The organism is Streptomyces sp. SID9727 (genome assembly GCF_010550605.1).
Taxonomy (GTDB): domain Bacteria; phylum Actinomycetota; class Actinomycetes; order Streptomycetales; family Streptomycetaceae; genus Streptomyces.
Map to the genome: position 1 here is coordinate 100,088 of NZ_JAAGNI010000435.1, position 23,879 is coordinate 123,966.

Genomic DNA, 23,879 nt, shown 5'->3' on the forward strand with positions numbered 1-23,879 from the left:
AGATGAGCCACCGTCGCATGATCCACCTGTCTCTCAAGCCCTACGTGCATGCGGAGTCTTACCCCGCCTCCGAGCGGGGGTCCGCTCCGGCATCGACGTCTTCCGCCTCTCCAACACCGCCACGAAACGGATCCGTCTCATGCTCGTCGCCATTGCCACCGCCCTGGCTGCCTTGATCGCCGCCGCTGTCGTCCTGGTCGGGGCCCGCTCCGTATGGGCGCCCGGCTCCGCCGTCGGCTTCGGCATTCCCCACACCCGCCCCGACGATCCGGCCATGCGGTCATGGCTGGCCATCATGGGCGTCCGCGACATCGGCACCGGCCTGATTCTCGGGGTCCTGCTGATCGGCGCCACCACTCACCTCCTGGGCTGGGTCATGCTGGCCGCCGCGCTGATACCCGCCGGTGACGCGGCCGTCGTGGCCCGCAGCAAGGGGCCACGCTCCGCCATCTACGGTGTCCACCTCGGCACCGCCGCCACCATGGTGATCATCGCTGCCCTCCTGGTCCTGGCTTGAAGGCCCAGCGGGGACGTCACCCCGGCTGATCGTCTGCGCCTGATGCCGTCCCGGCTCCCTCCGGTGCGAAGCGGAGACCGTAACCCCGGTCGTCGGTGAACGGACCTTGGTCGTCCAGTCCGGGCTGCAGGACTTCCCGCGTGTCGGGAAGGCCGAGGTCTCGCAGCCGGACTGCGGACGAGCGCATGAGCCAGGCGTGCCGGTGGCCGGCGAGATCACCCAGCAGCTGCTGCTGCGCCGCTGGCAGGTCGGGGTGCGGGGTGCGGCTGTGAAGCGGGAAGGCGCTCCTGGCTCACCCTGCGGGTGCGGGACCAGGACGAGTCCCAGACGACGCGGGGCAGGCACGCGTCGAGCGTCTCGCGCACGACGGCAGGGTCCGAGCAGCGGCCTCCGGCACCGGGCCTGCAGCAGCTGCGCGACCCGCACAGCGACGACGAGACGGACCCCGATCCGGCACGACGCTCGACGCGCACGCCTCGACAACGCGCCTCGAACGTGATCATTCTGTTGAGCCGGTGTGGGGGCGTCGCTCGCGAAGGGCGACCCGGTGACCGTCACCGCCCGCCCCGCGCGTGGTTTTGCCTCGTCGGCTGGACGGTCGACGGCAGGAGACCGCCGCAGACCGGAGACACGGTGAGCATCACGGTGACGGGGAACCAGACGCTCATCGCCGAATGCAGCGCAACCCCTGGGGGCATGACGAACCCCCGCGGACGCGAAGCGCATGCAGCGCGCCGGCCCCGGGACCCACGGAGGGTCTCGGGGCCGCCGCCGCTTCCGGGGTCAGGCGCTGTACACCTGGAGCTGCGCGAGCTGGCCCGCGGGCCAGCCCGTGTTGGCGGTGAAGACGAGCCGCAGATGGCGGGTGGCCGTGGAGGCGGGGAGGGTCAGAGCGGCGGTGTTCCCGGTGAGCGGGTCGAAGGAGCAGTCCGTGCTGCCGCGCAGCACGGAGAAGGAGGCGCCGTCGGTGCTGCCCTGGACGGTGACGGTCTGCGTGCGCGCGCCCCAGCTGGTGGACGGCGGCAGGACGAGAACGATGCGACGGACGCCTGTGGTAGCGCCCAGGTCGACCTGGAGCCACTGGGGGAAGGCGTGGTTGGCGCTCTCCCAGTACGTGCCCGGATCGCCGTCCACGGCGTTGCTCGCGCCGTAGGTCTGGGTGTGGCTGCTTTCGGAGACCGGCCGGCGCAGCGCCAGATCGCCGGTGGGGGTGCCGCCGCCGGCCGCCGTGGTGGCGGTGACCCGGGCCGAGGCCGCGGACACGGAGCCTGCGGAGTCGAGCGCCTGGACGTCGAAGGTGTACGAGGTCGACGGGGAGAGGCCGCTCACCGTGTACGTGGTGGCGTTCCCCGGAGCGGTGCCCACGGGGGTGACCGTGTCACCGGTGATCCGGCGCACGCGGTACCCCGTCACACCGGAGTCGTCCGTCGAGGCGGTCCAGGCCAGGGCGACGGTGGTGTCGGTGACGGTGGTGGCGCGCGGATTGCCTGGGGCGGTCGGCGGCTGGTTGCCGTTGCCGCCGACGAGCGGCGGGGTCGGCCGGGTGGCGGTGACGGGGAGCTGGCCCTTGAGCATGCGGCCGCCGTCGCCGGTCAGCCGGAGATAGTAGTCGGACGAGCAGGCGGTGCCGTCCTCGTCGAGCGCGAGGAAGCCCGACCCGGTGGGGACCCAGTCCCGGGACTCCGCGGTCTTGGCGATCTGGTTGCCCTCGTTGTATTCGTCGAACATGGAGATGTAGACGCTGGGCACCCCGGCCCGGCCCATGTTGTAGAACTGCCGCCACATGAAGTCGCCGTGGGCGCGCTGGCGTTCGGTGACCCCGCCGGGCAGGACGCACGGCTGGTAGTCGATGCCGTGCGCGGTGCACTCGGCGAGGTCGGGCACGGTGGCGGCGTTGTAGAAGTTGTCGGCGTCACCGGCGTTGCCGATCCGGCCGACCAGCCATGGCGAGAGCATGTCGAAGGCGTGGTAGACGCCGCTGAAGCCCGGCCGGGAGTCCCGGTCGCCCGTTCGCCACCAGGTCGGAACCCCGCCGATGACGTAGCAGCCCTGGGCCTTGAACCAGTTGAGCACGTCCAGGCAGGCTTCCGGTGTGAACGGCCGCTGGGCGTCGTTGAAGCCGAAGCCCCAGATGCACACCACCGGCTTGCCGTTCTGCCGGGCGTACGCCGAAGAAGCGGTGTGCGCACGCATCTTGGCGGTCCAGTCGGCCTTGATGTCCGTCTGCATGGACGTCCAGTCGGACACGTCGTACATGAGGTAGAACTTGACCCCCTCGGCCTCCGCGGCGGCGCGTACCTTGCTCGCCATCGCGTCGCGCGTCGGCCCTTCGCCGCCGGTCGGGTTGAACCGCTGGAGGGCCGCGGCGTCGATGCCGTACTGCTTCATCCACCGGAAGTGGGTGTCGACGGTGGACTGGTCGTAGGACGAGAACAACGAGGCCGGCTGCCCGTTGCCGAGGTTGCCGAAGGCGGTTCGGTACGTGGCCGGGTACTCACGGACATCGGGCCAGGCCACGATGGCGTGGTTGGACGGGGAAGGGGTCTCCCCCCAGTTCCGCGCCCAGTGCCACCAGCCGTCGATCGGGGCGCCGTCGCCCTTGCAGGCGAACCAGCCCTGGTACCCCACGGTCACCTTGCCGACCACGTCGCCCGGGGCGCTGGCCGCGGGCGCCGCGTGCGCGAGTGTGGCCTCCCCGCCCGCGATGGCCCCCGTCAGTCCCGCCGCCGTCGCCGCTTGCAAGAACATGCGCCGCGTGAATCCCACCGAGGGCTCCTTCGATCAGTTCTCCACTGCGGCACCCCGCGGGGCCGCGAACGGACCACCGGTAGCGCTGCAACTTTACGCGGGGAACTGTATTGACGTGAACACGTCGCCGCAAGAGGCCGTCATGCGTATGAAAAAAACAGAACTATCGTGCGTGTGGGGCGGTGGTCCCGCTCGGGGCCGCCCGGCTCAGCCGGCCGAGCCGGGTGCCGGGCGGGCGGTGACCCCGAGGAAGAGGTTGTCGACCAGGGCGGTGACGAAGGCATCGGTGACCGGTTCGTCGGGTATCAGGAGCCGGTGGTAGACGGCTCCCCAGAGCTGGTCCACCATCACCTGCACGTCGACGTCGGGGCGGATCTGCCCTTGTGCCCGGGCCTGCCGCAGCCGCTCGCCCGCGAGCCTGCGGCGTTGGGCGGAGTACAGGTCCCGGTAGGAGGCGGCCAGTTGCGCATCGGTCTGGGAGGCGCCGATGAGCTCCGTGAGGACGCGCCCGCCGGGTGTCCGGGTCATCACCTCGGCGAAGGCGTGCAGCTGTGTGAGCAGATCCGCGCGGATGTCCCCGGTGTCGGGGAAGGCGAGGGTCTCCTCGACGGCATGGAAGTAGCCGTCGAGCGCGAGCGCGCCGATGGACGGCCACCACTTGTAGAGGGTGGTCTTGCTGGCGCCCGACGCCTTCGCGATCCGTTCGAAGGTGAGACGGCTCGTCCCCTCCGTCAGGAGCAGTTCGCCGACGGTGTGCAGGACCTCTGCCCGCACCTCCTCGGCGGGTCGCCGTCCACGGCCTCTGTTCGCCGGGGTCTTCGCGGCTTCTGACACGGGTTGCTCCTGTTCGGGGTGAGGGGTTGGTGACGCTGCGGTCCGTGCCGGAGGCGTGCGGGCCGAGGCCCCGCACGTCATCCGAGCAAGGTCAGTGACCGCCGCTCAGCAGGTCGGCGAGGCCGATCCGCTCCAGGAAAGTGGCGCGGATGCGGCCGGCGGTGTCCGAGACTTCCCGTGACCCGTCGTCCGCGGGGTCGACGTGTACGCGGAAGGGCCGGTCGCCCTCCGGCAGGGCGACGATGCGCGCGATCTCGTCGGAGACCATGGACGCGTTCGCGTTCTCGGGGGCGAGGGCCGCCAGCTTCTCCGCGACCTGGTCCATGAGCCCGGGGTGCTTCGTCGCGTACTCGCTCTCGACGGAGGTGTCCACGGGGCGGCCGGAGTGGGCGAAGTGGTTGGTGCCGCTGGTGAACGACCCGGGTACGACGATCGTGGTCTCGATGCCCCAGCGGGCCAGCTCGGCCGCGTAGGACACGGCGAGGGAGTCCATGGCGGCCTTGGAAGTAGGGGGCGAGGTACGGGGGAGTGGCGCCCTTGGCGCTGCTGCTGGACACCCAGGGCACGAGGCCCCGGCCCCGGCGGCGCATGCCGGGCAGCGCGGCGCGGTTGACGCGCTGGGTGGAGAGCACGTTGACGTCGTAGAGCTCCGCGAGCTGTTCCGGGGCGAATGCCTCGGCGGGGCCGGTGGCCATGAGGCCGGCGTTGTGGATGAGCACGTCGATCCCGCCGGACTCGGCCTCGACCTGCGCGACGGCCGCGTCGACGGAATCCTGCGCGTTCACGTCGAGCTCGATGGCGCGCAGATCGACGCCGTGCCCGCGGGCGTAGTCCGCTGTGGCCTGGACCTGCGGCGCGTTGCGGCCCGTGGTGTTGCGCATGCCCGCGTACACGGTGTGGCCGGCGTCTGCCAGGGCCCGCGCGGTGAGGGCGCCGAAACCGCTGGAGGCGCCCGTGATGACGACGACGTTGCTGGTGAGGGACACGGGGGCCTTTCGGAGGGGGTGGCTGCGGCCGGTCAGGCCAAGCCGCCGTTGGTGTAGATGACCTGGCCGTTGACCCAGCGGGCGGGGCCGGCGAGGAAGGCGACGGTCTCGGCGATGTCCTCGGGCCTGCCGAGGCGCTCCAGCGGGGTTGCCTTGGCGAGCTTGTCGATGGCCTCCTCATCCTTGCCCTGCAGGAAAAGGGGGGTGGCGGTGGGGCCGGGGGCCACGGCGTTGACCGTGATGTCGCGACCACGCAGTTCCCTGGCGAGGACGAGGGTCATGGCCTCCACGGCGGCCTTGCTGGCGACGTAGGCGCCGTACTGGGGAAACTGGGTGCGGACCACGGACGTGGAGAAGTTGATGATCGCGCCGCCGGGGCGCAGGCTTCGCGCGGCCTGCTGGCTGACGACGAACGTGCCGCGGATGTTGGTGCGGTGCATGCGGTCCAGGTCGTCGAGGTCGAAGGTCGCGACCGGGCCGAGGGCCATGATGCCGGCCGTGTTCACCACGACGTCGATGCCGCCGAACGCGGACCCCACGGTCTCGAAGGCGGTACGCATCGCGTTCTCGTCGGCGACGTCGCCGCCCACGGAGATCGCGCGGCCGCCGGCCGCAGTGATGGCTGCGACGGTCTCCTCCGCCTTGGCCCGATTGCCGGCGTAGTGGACGGCGACCGAGACGCCGTCCGTGACCAGCCTCTCCACCGTGGCGCGGCCGATGCCGCCGGAGCCGCCGGTGACGAGAGCGACGCGGTCGGGTGCGGACGTGTTCATGAAATCCCCTCGTCGTTCTACGACTTCTTATGAACGCTGCGTTCATATAACCATGAAATGAACAGAGCGTCCATTTATCGGGGATGGCGGCGAGGTCGGGCCGAGCGCGCGTGGGCGCCACGCGGCGAGGTTCACCCGCGCCAGGGTGGCCGAGTCCGGGCGGTTGCCGGTCCTCGCTCCCGCCGCGGTCAACCGGTGGGCCGGTACCTGCCGAGAATGATGCGCACGAGTTCATCGGCGATCTCTTCCCGAGCGGGGCGAACGCCGTCGGTTGCGACGGGGATTCGGCGCCGAGGACGTCGTCGCCTGTCCACCTGGCGGAGACACCGAGGAGCGGACGGCCGCCGCGGACACCTCCGTCATCCAGGTGTTGCCGCCTGTCGAACCGCGGTGACCGCCGCGAACCCTGACAGGGATGGCGGCGTCGAGCGGCAAGGCCCGCTGGAATGCCCAGGCCCTCCCACGCAAGAAGGGGGCGCCGTCGATGTTTGGAAGCGGCAACTCAGTAAAGACGGGCCTTACAACACTTTTATACGACCAGGTTGGGCGGATAGTCATGGGCATTATTGCGTGGATCTTCATCGGGCTGCTCGCGGGCATCATCGCCAAGGCGCTCGTGCCGGGCAAGGACCCGGGCGGCATCATCATCACGATGCTCATCGGTATAGCGGGCGGCCTTCTCGGCGGCTGGCTCGGCAAGGTCATCTTCGGAGTGGACTCCATCGACGGCTTCTTCGATGTCTCCACGTGGATCGCGGCCGTCGTCGGCTCGATCATCCTGCTCGTGCTCTACCGGGTCATCACCGGCAACCGCCGCCACGCCTGACCTCGACCGTTTCGCCGCACAATCGCGCAAGGGCTTCCCCGCTCGGGGAAGCCCTTGCGCGTGGCGCCCGGTTGATCGGTGCGCCCGTCCGTATGAGGGAGCGGCGGGCGCATGACGAGCGGGCCGGGGCGGCCGGCGGCGGCCGCCCCGGCGAAGCGTCTGTAGCCTGCTGGGCGCCGTTCCGTGGTGCTACGCCCCTGTGGCAGCGGTCTTGGCGGCCTCGATCGCCGATGTGAAGTCGGGGGTGGCCCCGATCTGTGCGAGCAGTACGTTCGCCGCGTTGTAGCAGTTGAACGTTTCGATCTTTCCCTCACGGAGGTACCAGAGGTCCGCCGTCGGCACGTCGATGCGGTTCCCGGTGGGAGGGATCTCGCCGACCGGAGTCGGGAAGGCGCCGAGATGCGTCCCCTGGATCCGCAGTTCGACGGAGACGACGTCACCGAGCACATGCACCGCGAGCAGCTCGCGATGGATGTCGGGAAAGACGCCGGCCAGCCCCGCCACTCCCTGTGCGATCTCGTCCCCGCGCAGTGTCATCGCGTTCGGCAGGTCATTGAAGGTTCCGTCTTCGGTGAACAGGGCGCGAAAGCCGCGTCCGTCGAGCACGTCCCCTTCCGCCAGCCGATATGCCTCGCGGACGACCGCTTCATTGCGTGTCACTTCTGTTCTCCTCGGTGCTGGTACCGCCACGGGGGAGAAGCCCCCGCGGCGTAATCGACAGACGCTGCGATCCCATCGGGTCGTCGGATCCCGGGAACGGGCGGACGGGCCGCGACGGTGCCGCATCGGAGCACGTGCGGTGCGCCCGTTCGACAGCCTTTTTAATGATGGGCGTCATTGCGACTCCTGTTATGATGAAGGTCGTCATTGAAAAGGTCAACTCGGGAACGACGGCGGAAGGACTGCAGTGCCGCGGATCACCAAGGAGGACAAGGCCCGCAACCGGCGGAACATCCTCGAAGCGGCGGGCCGCATGTTCCGCTCGCAGGGCATCGACGCTGTCGGCATCGCCGAGCTGATGAAGGAAGCCGGGCTCACCCACGGCGGCTTCTACAACCACTTCGCCTCCAAGAACGACCTGGTGGTCGAGGTGTGCAGGGCCTCCTTCGCCGCCTCGCACGAGAGCCTGGCCGCCATGCTCAAGGACGGTCAGGACAAGGCCGGCGCTCCGCTGGAACACGTCGTGGCCGGGTATCTGTCCACCGCACACCGTGACGACGCGAACGGCGGCTGTCCCTCCGCCTCCCTGGTCACCGACGCCGTACGGCAGAACGAAGCGGTGCAGGGCGAGTACGCCGAAGGCGTCGAGGGCTATCTGGCCGGCTTCACCACCGAGTTCCTGCGCGAAGCCGAGGGGAAGGGCCACGAACCCGACCCGGCCGAAGCCCGCCAGAGGGCCATTCGCCTGCTCAGCGAAATGGTTGGTGCACTGATGATCGCCCGCGCCGTACGCCACGTCGAGCCCGGGCTCTCCGACGAGATTCTGCGGGCCGCCCGCAGCCACACCCTCGACTGATACGACCTGCGGCCGCTGCGGGCCGCGGAGCGACGGTCGTCTCCGGCGGCACGGACCGCGATGCCGCACACAAAGCCTGCGGAGACGCGTCGACCGGGTGGCCCACCGCTCAAGCATCGTGGTGGCCTCGCAGCTGTCGATGGTTCAAGTGGCGCGAGCCAAGGGGCAAGCCGTGTGTCTGGGAGGCCCTGGACGGCGGGTTCGGCGTACGTACCGGGTAGTGACAGCGCGGTGCCGCTTGAGACGGCTGTCCCGCACTCGACCGCGTGACGCTCGCGGTGCTCGAAGGGGTCGAGAAGCGGAGACCGGCCGCCGCGCGAGGTGCTGCTGCCTCCCTTCCTCGCGGACGCGGGTGCGCCGCAAGCAGTGACCGTAGGACTGATCGCCGCCCTGACCGCGGTCGGCGTGCCGCAGGGCCGTCTCCGTCGCGGCCCCTGCTGGTCCGCGTCGCAAGGAGATCCCTGCGCGACCACCGAAGTTTCCCCGTGATCTCGACACGTGATGGTTATGCCGCGAGGGCGTGCCGTCGCCGCCGCCTGGTCTCGGCCGGGGTGAGGCAGCGGAACACCGCAGGCGTGCCGGGACGCGATGTGCACCACGGTGATCGCATGGGCGAGCGCGTCGCCGGCGGCCTGCCTGGCACGACGGGCCGCCTCGCCCTTGAACCAGGGGCGCTGGGAGGAGCGGGTGGCCTTCGGTACCCGGCACAGCAGGACGATCGCGTACGTCGCCTTCCCCGCATCGTCGGGCGGGGAAGGTGCTCTCCGCCTCGGGTACCGGAAGACGACGTGTACGGGGAAAAAATCCGGGATGCGGCCTTGCGGTGTCCGGTCGGCTGGGCGTCCGGTCCCGCTGTGCCGGGCTGCGGATCGCGTCAGTGGTCGGACCCGGGCGGCGGTCTCCAGCCGTCCTCGGTCCGGATCGCTTTCATGATGCGGCGGCTGATGGCGAGCAGTTGCCGGGTCTGGGCCTGGGTCAGCGGGTCGAAGACCAGCTTGTTGACGGTCTCGACGTGGCCCGGTGCCGCTTGTCCGACTTTCTGCGTGCCGGCGTCGGTCAGCGTGGCGAGGGTGTAGCGCCCGTCGGCCGGATCCGGTGCGCGGCGCAGCCACCCCTTCGTCTCCAGGCGCGCCGCCGCGCGGGAGAGGCGGGACAGGGAGCTGTTGGAGTAGCCGGCCAGCGTGCTCATCCGCAGCGTGCGGTTGTCGGCATCGGCGAGCGCGAACATCACCCCGTACTCGAAGTGTGTCAGCTCGGCGTCGCGCTGCAGCTGTGCGTCGAGGGCGGCCGGCAGCCATTCCAGGACCGTGGCCAGGGCCGTCCAGGTTTCCAGATCGTCGTCGCTGAGTTGTGACATGGAGGCATCCTAGCGTCATTGACTTGACCAGGAAAGTCATCCGGCCTACGTTTCAGTTGCCCAGGCAAGTGAATAAACATCGACACGGCACATCGACACGGCACCACAGGGACGAGAACGGCTCATGGATCTGCGACTGAACGACAAGACCGCCTTCGTCAGCGGTTCGACACGTGGTATCGGCTTCGCCATCGCGCACGCCCTGCTCCGCGAGGGTGCGACGGTCGTCGTCAACGGGCGGAGCGACACCGGCGTCCAGGACGCCCTGCGGCGGCTCCGGGCCGAGCTTCCGGACGCGCGGGTCTCCGGCCTGGTCGCCGACTTCAGCGATCCCGCGCAGGTCCGGGACCTGCTCGCGGCCCTGGGAGACGTCGACATCCTCGTGAACAACGTCGGCCTCTTCGGCCTGGCCCGCTTCGAGGACATCTCCGACGACGAGTGGGGGCGTTACTTCGAGGTCAACGTCATGAGCGGTGTCCGGCTCTCGCGCCACGTGCTCGGCGGCATGCTCGACAGGAACTGGGGCCGCATCATCTTCGTCGGCAGCGAGTCGGGCGTGAACATTCCCGCCGACATGGTGCACTACGGCGCGACGAAGGCGGCGATGCTGGCTCTCGGCAACGGTCTGGCCAAGCTCACGCGGGGCACCGATGTCACGGTCAACACGATTCTCGGCGGCCCCACGTATTCGGACGGCGTCGCGGACACGGTCACCAGGATCGCCCAGGATCAGGCCCTGACGGCCGAGGAGATGAAAGCCACGATCATCGGGGCCAACCGGACCACGCTGCTACAGCGTTTCATCGAGCCCGCCGAGATCGCGCACCTCGCGCTCTACCTGGCCAGCCCCCACTCATCGGCCACCAACGGTGCGGCGGTCCGCGCCGACGGGGGCGTGCTGACAGCGATGGTGTGAACGGGGCCGGGACGCCCATGGACCGCGCATGCCGTCGTCACTCGGAACGGCATCGCGTAACGGGGTGATGGATGTCGCGGCAGGGAAGACCGGGGGAGGGCTGTGTCCGGACCGGATCGCCCGCGGCGCCGCAGGCGAGACGGCGGCGTGCGGCACTCGTGGTTGATCCGGTCCGTTTGCGGCCCGCGGACCTGTCGGGCGGGGGCGCCGGGGTCCGGGGCGCACCGATCGCCGCCGAGCCCGGCAGAGGGACCACGGGCCGCGGCCCGGTGTCGGTAGCGGCGGGTACCCCCTCCGCCCGGGCCTGCTCCTCGCGCTGGAACCGTGGGTGATGGCAGACACTGACCGCCTCGTCTTCGACGCCGACGGCTGGACGCTGCGCAGTGCGACCGGCTGCCGGACAGCGAGCACACCATCGCGATCACCGAGAGCGGAGCCGAGATCCTGACCCTCCAGCGGTGAAGACCCGCACCTGCCCAGGAGGATTCGCCACTGGCGCACGAGCCTGCTGCCCAGGACGCCTCGGCGTCCCGGGGGACGTCGTCTTCATCATGGCTCCGGCCCCGCCCGGAGCCCGGCTGTCACGCACGCCGGGGCTGCGGCGGCCCCGCCCCCTGCGGGGTACGAGGGCCCCGTGCCCCGTCGTCCGATCTCACCGGCGCCGGAAGGCATCGGCCGTCTACGCGGCAGGGCTGAGTTCGGCGCGGCCGAACAGCAGGGGATGAGGCTGTAGAACAATCGGTTCACCACCGGCGGAAAGCCCGAACCCACTCCACCTCCCGTCGCCTGGGCGCTTCGAACGCCGCACCGGGCGCCGCGCGCTCCTCGCGGTACGGACCGCTCGCCCACGGGGCAAGGCCCCGCCCGCGTCCCCCCGGGGGGACGCGGGCGGGGCCGCGCGAGTATGTCGGGTCAGCGCTTGGCGGCTCCCTTCGTGGGGCTGCCGGTGAAGGTGAACTGCGAGCCCGGCTCGACGAGCAGGTCGCCGTCGCGTGAGTTCGAGACGGTCACGTTGGAGAGCGTCGCGTCGCCGCGGGCACCGCTCATCGCGAGGATGCCGGAGCCGTTGTTCGACTTGTCGATGCGCACGTCGGAGATCTTCGTCCCGGTGTACTGACCGCCGCCCGTCTTGAACTGGATGCCGTCATACGTCGAGTCGAGGATGTCGGTGTCCCGGATGGTGACGCCGGGGATGCTCGTCGCCTGCGCGAAGAGGGTGATGGCGCCGAACTCCTGGTCCTCGTTCCAGAACGCCCCGCCGGTGCGGTTCAGGGTGTTGCCCGCGATGAGCGTCTGGCCGCTGAAGGGGATCGGGTCGTGGTCCGTGGCGAGCATGATGCCCGGGTAGTTCATCGTGTCGGAGACGACGTTGTTCTCGATGGTGTTCCCGAAGCCGCCGTAGACCGCGATGCCGTTGGCCCGCCAGGGCAGTTGAATCGTGTTGTTGCGGAAGTGGTTGTTGGAGCCGACGTCGACCGAGGTGTCCTTGACGTACTTGCTCGACCAGACGGCGAGCGAGTCGTCGCCGGTGTTGCGGAAGGACGAGTTGTATACGGTCGAGTTGCGGGTGCCGTTGGTGAAGTTGATGCCGTCCGCGTATGTGTCGCGGATCCGCATCCCGCTGAACTCCAGGCCGTCGCCGGGTCCCCACAGTTCGGGAATGTTGGAGTAGTCGCGGCCCACCCAGACACCGACGTTGGCGTGCTCGATCCACACGTTGGAGATCTTGGTGTTCTTCCCGAGACGCCCGTTGATGCCGACACCGCCCTCCGCGTTGCCGTCACCGCCGCGGATCCGGCCGGAGCCGAAGATGGCGAGATCGGAGATCTGCGTGTTGTCGTCGACGTCGAAGCCGAAGTTCCCCTCGTGCGGGTGGTTGATGCCACCGGCGTCCTGCGGCTGGGTGAGGGTGTAGAGCTGCGAATGCCACATGCCGGCGCCGACGATCTTCACGTTCTTGATGCCGACCTGGTTGTACTGGCCGCGGTGCTGTGGGTCGGGTGTGAGTATCTTCTGCTCCTGGCGCCACTGCCCGGCCGGGATCCAGACGCAGGAGATCTGCCCGGCCTGGTCCGCCATCACGGCTCGCTGAAGGGCGTCGGTGTCGTCGATGCCGTCATTGGGGACGGCACCGTACTCGGTGATCGAGGTGCACTCGGAGGGCTTCGTCTTCGCCGGAGCGACCTGCTCCAGGTCTACGAGGTCCACGACGTAGAAGGCCGCTGAGTCCCCGGCATCACGCTGCAACCGGAACTTTGTGCCCACCGGATAGGTCTGGGCGAGCAGCGCGTTCGACTCGTCGAAGAGGCGCCGCGCGTCCCCGCCGGGGGTGTTGGTGAGGCCCTCGGGGGCATCGGTCGAGCCGTAGAGCCACGAGTGCTTCGAGGAGAGGTCGAGCTTGCGGACGAACTTCCCGTCCGCGTAGAGGCTGAGCGTCGCGGCCTGTCCGCCGCCCCCGGCGGCGTCCGGGATGGAGTTGCGCACCACGATCGAGTTGGTCGGGTTGGTGGAGGTGAACTCGACGTACTCACCGGTGTTGTCGAGCCGCACCGACTTGCGCCCGCTGGACTCGGTGGCGAAGTTGGTGTGGCCGAAGGTGCGCTTGGCGTCGGTCGTGAGGAGCTTGCCGGTGTACGTGCCGTTCTCGGCCTCGTACTCGGTGTACGGCACTGCGGCGCCCCGGCCCACGACGATCGAGCGGACGAAGGTGTTGTTGTTCTCGTCGGTCTCGGCGACGGTGTTCGTCGCGTCGGCGCTCGCGCTGAGCGTCGCGCCGCCGTTGGCCGCCGTCCAGGTGCCCGAGATCGGTACCTGCACGGAGGCGCCCGCCGCGACGGCGGGGGTGGTGCCGTCGAGCGTGGTCGCCCCGGCCGTCAGCCGGGTGACGGTGCCGGCCGCGACGGCGCTCGTGCCGCGGTTCTTCACGGTGACGGTGAAGCTGACGCTCGCTCCGCTCGCCGGGCTCTCCGGGTTGGTGGCGATACCGGTGACCTGCAGGTCGGGCCCGGGGCTCTGCGTGACGACGAGCGGCGTGGCGCCCGCCCGGCTGTTGTTGCTGTCGTCCTGCTCGATGACGGTGTTGTTGGGGTCCACGGCGGCGGAGAGCGCGTAGGAGCCCTGCGGGTGCTTGCCGGTGTCCACCGTGACGGTCGCCGAGGCGCCGGCGGCGAGCGCGCCGACGGCGGCGGTGCCCGCGACCGTGCCGTCCAGACTGACGGCGACGTTGGTGGCCGGGGAGGCGGCCGTGCCGGCGTTACGGACGGTGGCCTCGACGCTCACCGCGTCCTTCTCGGACGGGGAGGTGGGCGTCCAGCTCAGGTCGGTGAGCGTGAGGTCGGGGTTGGGCGCGGCAGTGCCGACGACCTCGACCTCGGCGATCTGACCGCCGGGCGCACCGGAGTTGGTGTTGAACGCGAGCCGGAGGTCGGCGGCGCGGCCGGAGACCGGGATGGTCACGGTGTTCTTGTTCCCCGCCGGGCTGAAGTCGTAGTTCGCGCGTGCCTTGAGCGTGGTGAAGGCGGACGCGCTCTGGCCGCGTCCGCTCACCTCGATCGCCTGTGACCGTGGGCCCCACGAGGCGTCGGGGTTGAGCTTGACGACGACGGCGGAGAGGTCCGCGTCGGCGCCGAGCTTCACGGTGAGCTGCCCCGGCAGTCCGGCGGACTCCCAGTACGTGTTCACGTCGCCGTCGTTGGCGTTGGCCGGGACGAAGGTGTGGACGTAGCCGTTGGCCTCGACGGGCCTGCCCTTGGCGAGGTTGGTGCCGGTGGGCGGGGTGCCGGGATCGCCCGGGTCGCTTCCGCCGCCCGCACCGCGGACCTCCAGCTCCGAGAGCTGGGCGGCCTGCCATCCGGTGTTGGCGGTGATCTGCACCCGGACGTACCGGATGTCGGCGGGGCTGAAGCCGAGGGCCACGGCGCCGGCGGCGGCGGAAGTGAAGGTGCGCTTGGCGGAGCCGGAAAGGGTGCTCCAGGTGTCGCCGTCGGTGCTGCCCTGCACGGTGAGTGTCTCGTCGCGCGCCTCCCACGTCGTGGGGAGCTTGAGGGTCACCTCGTTGACGGAGGTCCTGACGCCGAGATCGACACGGACCCACTGCGGGAAGGAGCCGGCGGGCCCCTCCCAGTAGCTGGCCTGGTTCCCGTCGGTGACGTTGCCCGCGCCGTACTCGCCGTTGGCACCGCTGGCGACGGCCGGGCGGCCCAGAGCGAGGTTGGGCCCGGCTGCAACGGTCTGGGGCTCGGCGGCGTGAGCCGTGGCGGGGAGGAGCCCGAGGGGGGTCAGACAGGCCGCGAGCAGCCCGGTGACCAGCCGTCGGGCGGATGACTTCCGTCTCATGTTGTCCTCTGTTCGGTGAGGGGTGGGGGTAGAGGCGGGATGGTCCGCCCGACCGGACGGACCCGGCCGGGCGGCGGCCTCCGGAGCGGGAGACCGTGATGGCGCGTGGAGCAGGTGGGCTCAGGTGGGACGAAGGCGCCCGCACCCCGGACGGGTGGTGGCGAGTTTTTGAGTGAAGGAGTCGAATTTTTGCGGGTACTTGGAGGCAGATTTCTGGCATGTTAAAGATTTGTCAACGGCTCTGACCATGCTGTGACGCTTGGTGGTCGTTGATGACGCACCGTGCGAAGAGCGGAATGTTGGCTTCAGTAGGGGTTCGGTGTTCGAAGAACCGATGTGACGGTCAACGCGACCTCGGAGGCGCCACGTACTCGGACGGCGTCGCGGACACGGTCACCAGGATCGTCCAGGACCAGGCCCTGACGGCCGAGGAGATGAAGGCCGCGATCACCGGCGCCAGCCGGACCACGCTGCCGCAGCGGTTCATCGAGCCCGCCGGGATCGCGCACCTCGCGCTCTACCTGGCCGGCCCCCACTCATCGGCCACCAACGGAGCGGCGCTCCGCGCCGACGCCGGCATGCTGACACGATGGTCCGACGGTCGCCGGGACGGTCACCACGCGATCGCCCGCAGCGCCGTACGCCGGCCCGCCGGAGCCACGGCAGGAAAGGCCCGGGCGGCGCCCCTGTCCGGTACGCGGCGCCATCGCGGGTGGCGAAGTCCGGGTGATCTCTCGGCGGCTTGGTCACGGATAGGAGGGGACCTGTCTGGGCGATGGGGCGAAGATGCGCTCCGGAGAGAGCAGCGGGTGGCAGTGCGACGGTCCGGCCGGGCGCAGGCCTCCGTTCTCGATCAGGCACGTGATCTCCCTCCACGCGGAGACGTGGTCGCCGCTGCCGAGTCTGCCGGCGGGGGCAGAACGCGCCCGCTCGCGCCCGGAACGGGCGAAGACGCGGCCGGCGCCGCACTCGTTCACGTACATCGGGGTGGTGCCGAAGAATGCGCCGAGCGCGGCAAGCGGATCGAGGTCATCGGCCTGAGCCCGTCTGGACCGGCATCCGCGAGAGCCTCGGCGGCGAACTCCCGGGCCGGTCACCGAGAGGCCGGGAGTTCGCCGCCGCATTCTGCCGTCGTCGCAGCGCGGCCCCACCGTAGTCAACGCCAGGATGTGCGGAGCAGCCCGAGAGGGCTGTCAGGGCGAAGTCCCGACCAAGCCGACGGCCTCCCGCCCGGGCAGGCGGCGCCGCCCCGCTTCCGTGTATGAGATCCCGCGCTGCTTAAGGTGCCGGCCGATCGGCGGTGATGCGCTGACCGCTTGAGCACGCCATCGTTTTTCGGCACACCAGCCTGCGAAGCGATCTTCGAGGCCCGGATGCGTCAGGCATGGAAACGCTCGGGTGTGACTTTCGAAGACCCGGCGGTACGTACGCGGCACGTACAGCGGACGGGTGCCAGGCCATGGCCTGAAAACCGTCCGCTGAGTGTATGAGTGGAAGGCGCGGCTGTCAGGCGTCCAGGGCTTCGGATGTCTGGGGGCGGCCCCTCGGCGCAGTCCGGTCAGGCAGGTCACGGTGGCTAGGACGGCGGCTGTGAGGGCGACGGCGAGACCGGCGCGGTAGTCAGCCACGTCGGGGTGGACGGAGCGGCCGAGGACGGTGGCCACGAGACCGAGGATCACTCCGCTGCCGACCTGGGCGGAGGCGATGAACAGGCCGGAGGCCAGTCCGTGTTCCTGGGGCCGGGCGCCGGCGATGGCGCTGATGTTCGCGCCGACGTAGCTCATGGGGAACCCCAGCCCCATGACGACGGTGGCGACGCCGAAGACGAGGATGTTGTCGAGCGATCCGAGCGTCTCCGTCCACAGTGTGCCGGAGAGCATGAGGACCATGCCCATGGTCGCGATCGGCCACGAGCCGCGCCGCATGACCTGACCGGCCCAGCGCTGCGCGGTCAGCAGGGTCAGGAGTCCGCCCGGTGTGAAGATCAGGCCTACTTCCAGGGGTGACCAGCCGTGGGCGTTCTGGAGGTAGAGGGTGGCGACGAACTGCCAGGCGATGTAGCTGCCTTGGAGCAAAAAGATGGTGACGTTGCCGCGGGCGAGTCCGGGCCTGCGGAAGATCGTCAAGGGTACGAGCGGCGCGCGGCGCACCCGTTGGATGTGAACGAAGGCGGTTACCAGGATGGCGGCCGTCGTGAGCGAGGCGATCGTGGACCCGCTGCCCCAGCCATGGTCCGAGCTGGTGGAGACGCCGTAGACGAGTGCCAGCAGGGCCGTGGTGACAGTCAGTGCCCCGAGTACGTCGACGCGCTGGCGCTCGTCGTTCGTCTTGGGGGGCGGGATGACGGCGGGTGTGAGTGCCAGCAGGATCATTGCGAGCGCGGCCGGCACGAGCAGGACCAGACGCCAGGTGCCGGCGGCCATGAGGCCGCCGAGCACGAGCCCGCCGGTGAAACCGATCGACGAGATCGACAGGAACGCCCCGAGGGCCCTGTGCCGCTTGGATTCGTCGTCGTAGGTGTGCAGCAGGATCGACAGGGCCGCGGGGGCGGTGAAGGCAGCGGTGACGCCCTTCACGAAGCGGGCCGCGATCAGGACGGTGTCACTGGTGGCGAGTCCGCCGACAATGCTGGCCAGGACGAAGACCGCGAGCGCGACCATCAGCAGCCGCTTGCGGTCGAACAGGTCGGCGAGCCGGCCGCCCAGGAGCAGAAACCCGCCATATCCCAGGACGTAGGCGGTCACCACCCACTGGAGGGTCTGCGGGCTCAGGCCGAGAGCGTGCTGGATCTCGGGCAGCGCCGGGCCCATCGCTGCCACGTCGAAGGCGTCGATGAACTGCACCCCGCACAGCACAGGGAGCAGCAGGGCGGTCAGCCAAGCGGGTCTTTGGACCGGGGGGAGCGGCCGTATGGCCGTGGGAGTCGTCATGGGGTCCTCATCAGGGAGAGCAGGAGCGGGGCCCGGTCCCGGGACCGGGGCGGGCATCAACGTGAAGCTGTGGCATTGCCGTTCGCGGGCCGCGGCGGTGGGGCTTGGTCCGCGCGGGCCTTGGGCCGCGGGCTCCGCATCGGGTTGCCGGGGTGGCGCCGTGGGGCCGAGGAAGCGGAAGCAGGTGTCCGCTTCCTCGACTGGACGCCGGGCGTCGGCCGGGTCAGGTGACGGCGTGTTGGCGGGCGGCCGTCAAAGGGGGGCGCTCAGGGCTGGCGGGTGCCGAACTGGCGGCGCAGGTATCCGTACCAGGCGTGGGCGTAGGCGGCACTGACCGCGGTTGCGGGGGCGAAGAGGTCGAAGGCGTGGAAGGCGCCGGGGTACAGGTGCAGTTCGACGGGAACGCCGCTGGCCTGCAGCCGCGTTGCGTAGCCCAGGTCCTCGTCGCGGAAGACGTCGAGTTCGCCGACCGCGATGAAGGTGGGCGGCAGGCCGGTGAGGTCCGTCGCGCGCGCAGGCACGCAGTACGGCGGCACCTCGTCGGTCCCGGCGCGGTCGCCGAGGATCAGGTTCCAGGCACGGATGTTGGTCGCGCGGTCCCAGATGCCGATATCGGTGACCTCGTGACTGGACGCGGTGGTGTTGCGGTCGTCGAGCATCGGGTAGCTCAGCGCCTGGAACAGGGGCGCCGGCCCGCCCTGGTCGCGGATGAGAAGCGCGGTGGCTGCGGCGATGCCGCCGCCACCGCTCTGTCCGGCCAGGGCGACGCGTCCCGTGTCCATGCCGAGCGCGGCGGCCCGGCTGCGAACCCAGCGGTAGGCGAGCAGGCCGTCCTCCGCGGCGGCCGGGGCGGGGGCCTCCGGGGCCAGCCGGTAGTCGACGGAGGCGACGATGCAGCCGACCTCCAGAACCAGGTGCTTGAGGGTGGGGTCGTCCTGGGCCGCGTACCCGAGGACCTGCCCGCCGCCGTGGAACCAGAGCAGCACCGGCAGCGGCCCGGCCGCCTCGGTGGGCCGCAGCAGTCGGATGGCGAGGGTGGATCCGTCCGAGCGGGGCGCCTGGACCTCCTCGACCGAGACGGACGGCTCGTCCGGGATCTGGGCCGCGATCGCCTCGGCGAAGGCGCGGACGCCGACGCGCGTGCCCTCCAGGTCACTGAGGTCGAACACGCCGGCCTCCGTCATCGGCACCTGCTTCAGGACCTCGGCCAGTTCCGGGTCGATCCGCTCGTGTGCGTTCTTGGTGTTCATGTCGTGCGTCTCCTTCAGGCTGCGCCAGCAGCCGGTCGTGCAGGGGAGGGTGGATCGTGTGGTCCGTTTCCTCAGGCCGTCTGGACGGGCGTGGGGACCGGACCGTGACGGAGAAGGGGGCGGACTCGGCGCGCGGTGGCGCCGGTGTCGAAGCAGTGGCCTTGGCCGAGTCGTCGACGGCGTGCAGCCGTGACTCTGACGGGGCAGATTCCAGCGCCAGCCGGCACAGGCGCGCCGCGTTGAGAAGCCGTTTGTGGTCGAGGGGGCTGTGTACGGGGGAGTGAGCTCCCCCTGGGCGAAGAGCCGTGATGTCAGTGCATGACATCACCGTAGCACTGATGTCAGTCCCTGTCGTCACTCTGATGTCAGATTCTGTCATCGTCGTGTAGGATCGGAGCATGAGCCGATGGAAACCGGACGCACGAGGCCGCCTGGAGAAGGCGGCGCTGGAGCTCTTCAATCACCAGGGCTTCGACGCCACCACCGTGGCGGAGATCGCGGCCCGGGCCGAGGTCACCGACCGCACCTTCTACCGGCACTTCGCCGACAAGCGGGAAGTCCTCTTCCCTGGCGCCAATCCACTTGCCGACACCCTCGCGAGCGCCGCGTCCACCGCCCCCGCCCCGCTCGCACCGTTGGAGCTGGTCGCCTACGCACTGACCGAGGCCGCTTCCGTCTTCGAAGAACGCGAAGACCTGGTGCGGCAGCGGCAGGCCGTCATCGCCGCCAATCCCGAGCTCCAGGAACGCGAACTGGCCAAACTCGCCGCTGTCGTCTCCGCGTTCGCCCAGGCGCTGCTCGAACGCGGCTTGGAGGCCACCACCGCGGCACTCGCGGCTGAAATCGGCATCGCCGCCTTCAAGGTCGCCTTCGAGCGCTGGATCGACGACCCCGGCCGGCGCGCCCTCGCCCAGCACATTCGAGCAACCGTGGACGCCACCTCGCACCTCACCGCACCGGCCGAGTGTGCTGTCGCGACCGACGACGGAAGCTGCACAGGCCAGGAGGACATGGCATAAGTCGGGGGCGCCCCGGCGAGGGCTCCGACCACCCGCCCCCGTCGCCGCTGTGCGGATCGTTCAGCGGGCGCGTTCCGGGCCGGAGCGCGATCGCCGTGTCCTGGGGCTTCCTTGATCGCTGGAAGCGGCCCGTCGCTGCTCCCGATGCGTATGGCCCACTTCAGGGGACGGTGACTATGCGGACTGCGGCGGAGCTGTCTGAGAGGGAGGGGCGGAAGCGCAGGTTGATGGGCGGGGGGCCGGGCGGCACTGCCGGTCCATTGCGTAGAGCGTCGTCGAAGCCCATCATGCTGCGGCTCGGGCAGTTGGCTTCGCGGCCGTGCGCCTTGTGGCCGCCGCCGTCGGGTATCCAGAGATCTTCGGCCACGTCGGCGTGATCACCACCTTCACTGACATCGACGACGCCATCGCCCAGGCCAACGACACCGACTACGGACTGGCCGCCTGCGTGTGGACCACCAACCACCACCGCACACCGCATGGATGCAGCCATCGAGGCCGGCACCGTCCGGATCAACACCCGGGCAGGGATGAGCACCGGCAGCCTCCCCTTCGGCGGTTAAAAGCAGTCCGGCCTGGGCTGCGAAGGCGGCCTCGAAGGACTCGACGTTTTCGTCATGTCCAACCTGCCGTACGGTCCGACCCGTCACGCTGGAAGGCTCGGGTCCTCATCGCGCTGGCGCAACTGGCCCGCCCCGCCTGACCTGCTCGGTGTCTCGCTTCGTGTACTTGCTTCCCACCTGGTGCTACTTCGTCCGGCACCTCAAGCTTCCAGTCCCCAGGCGCCCACGATCAAGGGGTAGCTTCACTTCAGGACCTGTTCACCGCCCCGCACACCTGTGACCAGTAGCGTTACTCCAGGCATTCAGCCCGGAAGCCGATCGTCCTTCGGCCGCCCGCTGTCGTCACAGTCGAGTGTCTTCGCGTTCGTCGAAGTCCTCGCGTGCGCGCTCGATGGCGGACATGTGCTGCGAAGTCCAGGCCAGCAGTACATCGATGGGCTCTCGCAGCGTCTTGCCGAGTCGTGTGATCCGGTACCTGACGGCCACGGGGCGGGTGGAGACGACCTCGCGCTCGATCACACCGTTTCGTTCGAGGCGCCGGAGTGTCGCGGTCAGGGACTTCTGGGTGACCTGGGGGATGGCCCGGCGGAGTTCGTTGAAGCGGCGCGGGGACTCACAGAGTTCGTGGAGGACGGCGAGTGACCACTTGTCGAGGATCTGGTCGAGCAGTTCGCGGTGCGGGGCATCGATGCGGACTTCGTGGGCGGTATCCATGGCGAAACCTGGTCTCGTTGAAGTGTCTTCCAGTCACTAGGTAGCTTAACGATACCTAGTCGAGAGAGGCCCAGAGACTCATGACCGTTCACCACTTCACCCCCCACGGCATGCTCCAGCCGGTTCCCTACCACCACGTAGCCGTGGGTGCCGGGACCAAGCACGTACACGTCAGCGGCCAGATCGCCCGCCGTCCCGACGGAACCCCCGTCGCGCCCGGCGACCTGGCCGGTCAGGTCGCCCAGGCGCTTCGCAACACCGCCATCGGACTGGCGGGTGCGGATGCGACCTTCGCGGATGTGCTGCGTCTGACGTTCTACGTGACGGGGTGGGTGCCGGAGAAGATCGGCGACTTCATGGCCGGGGTGGAGGCCGTCGCCGAGGAGATCGGCCTCCCGGTCCCGCTGCCTCCGGCCTCGCTCATCGGCGTCGACTACCTCTTCGAGCCGGATGTGCTCGTGGAGGTCGAGGCGACCGCCCTCCTGGACTGACCCCCTTGCGGGACGTCGTTTTCACGAGCGCGGGCTTGGGGAGACACTCCCGGGGCCCGCGCTCGCGGCTGTGGCAGGAGCGCTCGAGTCACGCCCAGGAGACGGTGAAGAGATCTCGGAGTGGGGGGAGGCTGCACTCCGGGAGCACGGATACTGAACTCATCGGCCTGATGACTGCTGAGCGACGCCAGCAGCCCTTTTCTGCGATCAAGGCGAGGACCGACTGCCAGGGAGTGCCAGTACTCCGAGGCAGACACGGCGCTTCCGGTGCCTCGGGCGGAGACTGTGCTGTCCCGCCCGGCGGATGCCGAGCGCTCTGAGCTGCGGGTCTGGCTGTCTGCCGATGTGCCGGCCATCTTTCGTTTCCATGCGGCGGCCGGGCAAGCCGGTCCGATGGACCCGGAAGGCGACGACGGCCATCCCGTGCTCGGCTTCGATGCCGAGGCCGATCGAGTCGTGCTCCTGACAGACCCGCAGGTCAGGTGACCGCGGCCGACGGCTGCGGTTCGTAGAAGGCGCCGTCGCGGAGCATCGCGAACAGCACGTCGGCCCGGCGTCTGGCTAGGCGGAGCAGGGCCTGGGTGTGGTGATTCCCCTGGGCGATCTTCTTGTCGGAGGAGGCCCGCGATGCCGAGTCGCTCGGGGAGGCGAACACGGAGAGGAGGAAGGCCCGTTTGAGCTGCTTGTTCCCTCCCCTGGACGGTTGTTCGCCGCGGATCGAGGAGCCCGAGCTGCGAGTGGCCGGGGCGAGACCGGCGTAGGCGCATCTGGCCAAGGTGAGCGAAGTAGCCACAGCCGTCGGACTCAGGCCCGTTCTCCAGGTCGAAACCGACGCATCGCCAGCCATCGGCCTCTATGAACGAGCTGGATGGCGCTGCGTCGGCAGCTTTGCAGCCGACTGGACGACAGTCGATGGGCGCGTCGCGCACATGCGCGTCTACCTCGCTCCGTTGGATGCCCACGCCCCCTGAAACCGGCACGGCCCAGGCGGCAGCAGTCCTTCGTGCCGCAGGCAGCCCCTCCCGTCCGAGGGCTGACGTACGAGATCGCGGCGATGGTTGGCCAAACCTTCAGCTTGTTGATCAGCCTCCTGCGGCTTGCCCCATCAGGGGCGGGAAGTCATCTGCCGCAGCCCGCAGCCCGCAGCCCGCAGCCCGCAGCCCGCAGCCCGTAGCCCGTAGCCCGTAGCCCGCAGCCCGTAGCCCGCAGCCCGCGGTCGGCCGTGCGGAACGGCGTAGCGTGTGCACCGTCCTGCGACGCCGTCAGGTAGAACGTCCGCCACCTGGGCGTGGACCGCGTCTCGTGGCTCGTCGAGGCGGGTTCGCGGCGCAAGCGCGCCCTCGGGGTCCCGGCCGGGGAAGCCGAGGTGCGCCTGGGCGGGGTGCTCGGCGCACTGGAACGGTATCCGTCGGCTGTTCGGGCATACGAGATGTCATGCACGGACAACATGCGCGTCCCACCAGCGGCAGTCTCATCGGCCAGGCCTCCGCCAAGACATCGCCGCCAGGGCATGACGGCGCCAAGCATTCACGCCGAGGCCGGCGCACCGGCCGCCTGCGCCGCCGTGTCCTCGCTTACCGGGCAATCGATCTCCTGTCCACGCACATCCCGGCCGACTCGGGTCCGGGCGACGAATGCCTGCTCCTCGTGCACACCCGCCAGGTCGTCGGGCAGGTCCGCTACCGGATCTGCACTGACTGCGCCCAGGGCGTCATCACCACCGTCGTTATAGACGAGCGCTTCCACAGCACCGGCCTGGGCACCCGTGCGCTGTCACACCTACGGTCCCGCCACCCGGGACTGACCTGGCGCAGCACACTGCGCAAGCGCACCACCCGTGATCTCCTACGCCGGATGCGCATTCCCACAAACACCTCTGCCACGCCCTGCCCCCACGCTCACCAGGCGCTCTCGAGCCCGGCCGACCCCAAACTCGCCAACGGCTGATGCCAACGCTCACCGGTCATAGCGCACAGTGGAGAAGGATCCCTTCTCATTCCGCGCCCGCTGCGGAGAGCGAGAACCCGCTGCCCCTCGGACGTGCGGTGGTCGCGCTTCGCGCCCTACCCGGAGCCATGGTCGACGCCGGACAGCAGGGGCAGCG

Annotated in this window: 18 protein-coding genes and 4 pseudogenes; 8 read left to right on the plus strand and 14 right to left on the minus strand. The window is 69.8% G+C overall.

Going from position 1 to position 23,879, the window contains the following annotated elements; translation table 11 throughout:
• Positions 1–139 precede the first annotated feature (139 nt).
• Positions 140–517, plus strand: a complete 378-nt coding sequence (locus tag G3I41_RS30180; protein ID WP_164403714.1) for a DUF4267 domain-containing protein — start codon at positions 140–142, stop codon at positions 515–517.
• A 783-nt stretch (positions 518–1,300) separates the two neighbouring features.
• On the opposite strand, the gene G3I41_RS30185 is transcribed toward G3I41_RS30180, so the two are convergent.
• The 4 genes and pseudogenes from G3I41_RS30185 to G3I41_RS30200 form a co-directional block, all read right to left on the minus strand.
• On the minus strand, positions 1,301–3,283 hold the full coding sequence (locus G3I41_RS30185; RefSeq protein WP_164403715.1) for a discoidin domain-containing protein: 1,983 nt from the start codon (positions 3,281–3,283) through the stop codon (positions 1,301–1,303).
• A gap of 189 nt (positions 3,284–3,472) precedes the next feature.
• The gene (locus G3I41_RS30190; protein ID WP_343242256.1) at positions 3,473–4,099 is read right to left on the minus strand and encodes a TetR/AcrR family transcriptional regulator C-terminal ligand-binding domain-containing protein; all 627 of its coding nucleotides are present in this window, start codon (positions 4,097–4,099) and stop codon (positions 3,473–3,475) included.
• A gap of 91 nt (positions 4,100–4,190) precedes the next feature.
• Positions 4,191–5,085 (minus strand): annotated as a pseudogene (locus tag G3I41_RS30195) (SDR family oxidoreductase).
• Positions 5,086–5,117: 32 nt separating this feature from the next.
• Entirely contained in the window at positions 5,118–5,858 is a 741-nt protein-coding gene (locus G3I41_RS30200) for an SDR family oxidoreductase (RefSeq protein ID WP_164403717.1), read from the minus strand.
• A 556-nt stretch (positions 5,859–6,414) separates the two neighbouring features.
• On the opposite strand from G3I41_RS30200, the gene G3I41_RS30205 reads away from it, so the two are divergent.
• Complete coding sequence (locus tag G3I41_RS30205; RefSeq protein ID WP_164403718.1) at positions 6,415–6,684, plus strand: GlsB/YeaQ/YmgE family stress response membrane protein; 270 nt, start codon at positions 6,415–6,417, stop codon at positions 6,682–6,684.
• Positions 6,685–6,873: 189 nt separating this feature from the next.
• Here G3I41_RS30205 and G3I41_RS30210 read toward each other — a convergent pair whose 3' ends face one another.
• On the minus strand, positions 6,874–7,344 hold the full coding sequence (locus G3I41_RS30210) for a nuclear transport factor 2 family protein (protein ID WP_164403719.1): 471 nt from the start codon (positions 7,342–7,344) through the stop codon (positions 6,874–6,876).
• Positions 7,345–7,591: 247 nt separating this feature from the next.
• On the opposite strand from G3I41_RS30210, the gene G3I41_RS30215 reads away from it, so the two are divergent.
• A complete protein-coding gene (locus G3I41_RS30215) occupies positions 7,592–8,200 on the plus strand; it encodes a TetR/AcrR family transcriptional regulator (RefSeq protein WP_164403720.1) in 609 nt (202 codons plus the stop codon).
• Positions 8,201–9,074: 874 nt separating this feature from the next.
• Here G3I41_RS30215 and G3I41_RS30220 read toward each other — a convergent pair.
• Positions 9,075–9,557 (minus strand): MarR family winged helix-turn-helix transcriptional regulator, encoded by a 483-nt coding sequence (locus G3I41_RS30220; protein ID WP_164403721.1) that lies wholly within the window; start codon positions 9,555–9,557, stop codon positions 9,075–9,077.
• Between the two features lie 124 nt (positions 9,558–9,681).
• Here G3I41_RS30220 and G3I41_RS30225 point away from each other — a divergent pair, with 124 nt between their 5' ends.
• A complete protein-coding gene (locus G3I41_RS30225) occupies positions 9,682–10,473 on the plus strand; it encodes an SDR family oxidoreductase (RefSeq protein ID WP_164403722.1) in 792 nt (263 codons plus the stop codon).
• 283 nt (positions 10,474–10,756) lie between these two features.
• Positions 10,757–10,935, plus strand: a pseudogene (locus tag G3I41_RS37170) (type I methionyl aminopeptidase); the annotation flags it as partial.
• Positions 10,936–11,385: 450 nt separating this feature from the next.
• Here G3I41_RS37170 and G3I41_RS30235 read toward each other — a convergent pair.
• The 4 genes from G3I41_RS30235 to G3I41_RS30250 all read right to left on the minus strand — a co-directional run bounded on the left by G3I41_RS30235 (position 11,386) and on the right by G3I41_RS30250 (position 18,988).
• Positions 11,386–14,808 (minus strand): CARDB domain-containing protein, encoded by a 3,423-nt coding sequence (locus G3I41_RS30235; protein ID WP_164403723.1) that lies wholly within the window; start codon positions 14,806–14,808, stop codon positions 11,386–11,388.
• Positions 14,809–15,151: 343 nt separating this feature from the next.
• Entirely contained in the window at positions 15,152–15,295 is a 144-nt protein-coding gene (locus G3I41_RS30240; RefSeq protein WP_164403724.1) for a hypothetical protein, read from the minus strand.
• Between the two features lie 706 nt (positions 15,296–16,001).
• Complete coding sequence (locus G3I41_RS30245) at positions 16,002–17,738, minus strand: MFS transporter (protein ID WP_164403725.1); 1,737 nt, start codon at positions 17,736–17,738, stop codon at positions 16,002–16,004.
• A gap of 266 nt (positions 17,739–18,004) precedes the next feature.
• On the minus strand, positions 18,005–18,988 hold the full coding sequence (locus tag G3I41_RS30250) for an alpha/beta hydrolase (protein ID WP_164403726.1): 984 nt from the start codon (positions 18,986–18,988) through the stop codon (positions 18,005–18,007).
• A gap of 398 nt (positions 18,989–19,386) precedes the next feature.
• On the opposite strand from G3I41_RS30250, the gene G3I41_RS30255 reads away from it, so the two are divergent.
• Entirely contained in the window at positions 19,387–20,007 is a 621-nt protein-coding gene (locus G3I41_RS30255; protein ID WP_164403727.1) for a TetR family transcriptional regulator, read from the plus strand.
• A 160-nt stretch (positions 20,008–20,167) separates the two neighbouring features.
• Here G3I41_RS30255 and G3I41_RS37175 read toward each other — a convergent pair whose 3' ends face one another.
• Positions 20,168–20,545, minus strand: coding sequence for a hypothetical protein (locus G3I41_RS37175; RefSeq protein WP_239081903.1), 378 nt, complete (start codon positions 20,543–20,545; stop codon positions 20,168–20,170).
• A 367-nt stretch (positions 20,546–20,912) separates the two neighbouring features.
• A complete protein-coding gene (locus tag G3I41_RS30265) occupies positions 20,913–21,284 on the minus strand; it encodes a helix-turn-helix domain-containing protein (RefSeq protein WP_164403729.1) in 372 nt (123 codons plus the stop codon).
• 80 nt (positions 21,285–21,364) lie between these two features.
• Here G3I41_RS30265 and G3I41_RS30270 point away from each other — a divergent pair, with 80 nt between their 5' ends.
• Complete coding sequence (locus G3I41_RS30270) at positions 21,365–21,775, plus strand: RidA family protein (RefSeq protein ID WP_164403730.1); 411 nt, start codon at positions 21,365–21,367, stop codon at positions 21,773–21,775.
• 231 nt (positions 21,776–22,006) lie between these two features.
• Positions 22,007–22,261: pseudogene (locus G3I41_RS30275) on the plus strand (hypothetical protein); the annotation flags it as partial.
• Here G3I41_RS30275 and G3I41_RS30280 read toward each other — a convergent pair.
• Both G3I41_RS30280 and G3I41_RS30285 read right to left on the minus strand, forming a co-directional pair.
• Positions 22,254–22,550, minus strand: a pseudogene (locus G3I41_RS30280) (transposase); the annotation flags it as partial. The pseudogenes G3I41_RS30275 and G3I41_RS30280 overlap by 8 nt on opposite strands.
• Positions 22,551–23,302: 752 nt before the next feature.
• On the minus strand, positions 23,303–23,521 hold the full coding sequence (locus G3I41_RS30285; RefSeq protein WP_164403731.1) for a hypothetical protein: 219 nt from the start codon (positions 23,519–23,521) through the stop codon (positions 23,303–23,305).
• Positions 23,522–23,879: the final 358 nt, after the last annotated feature.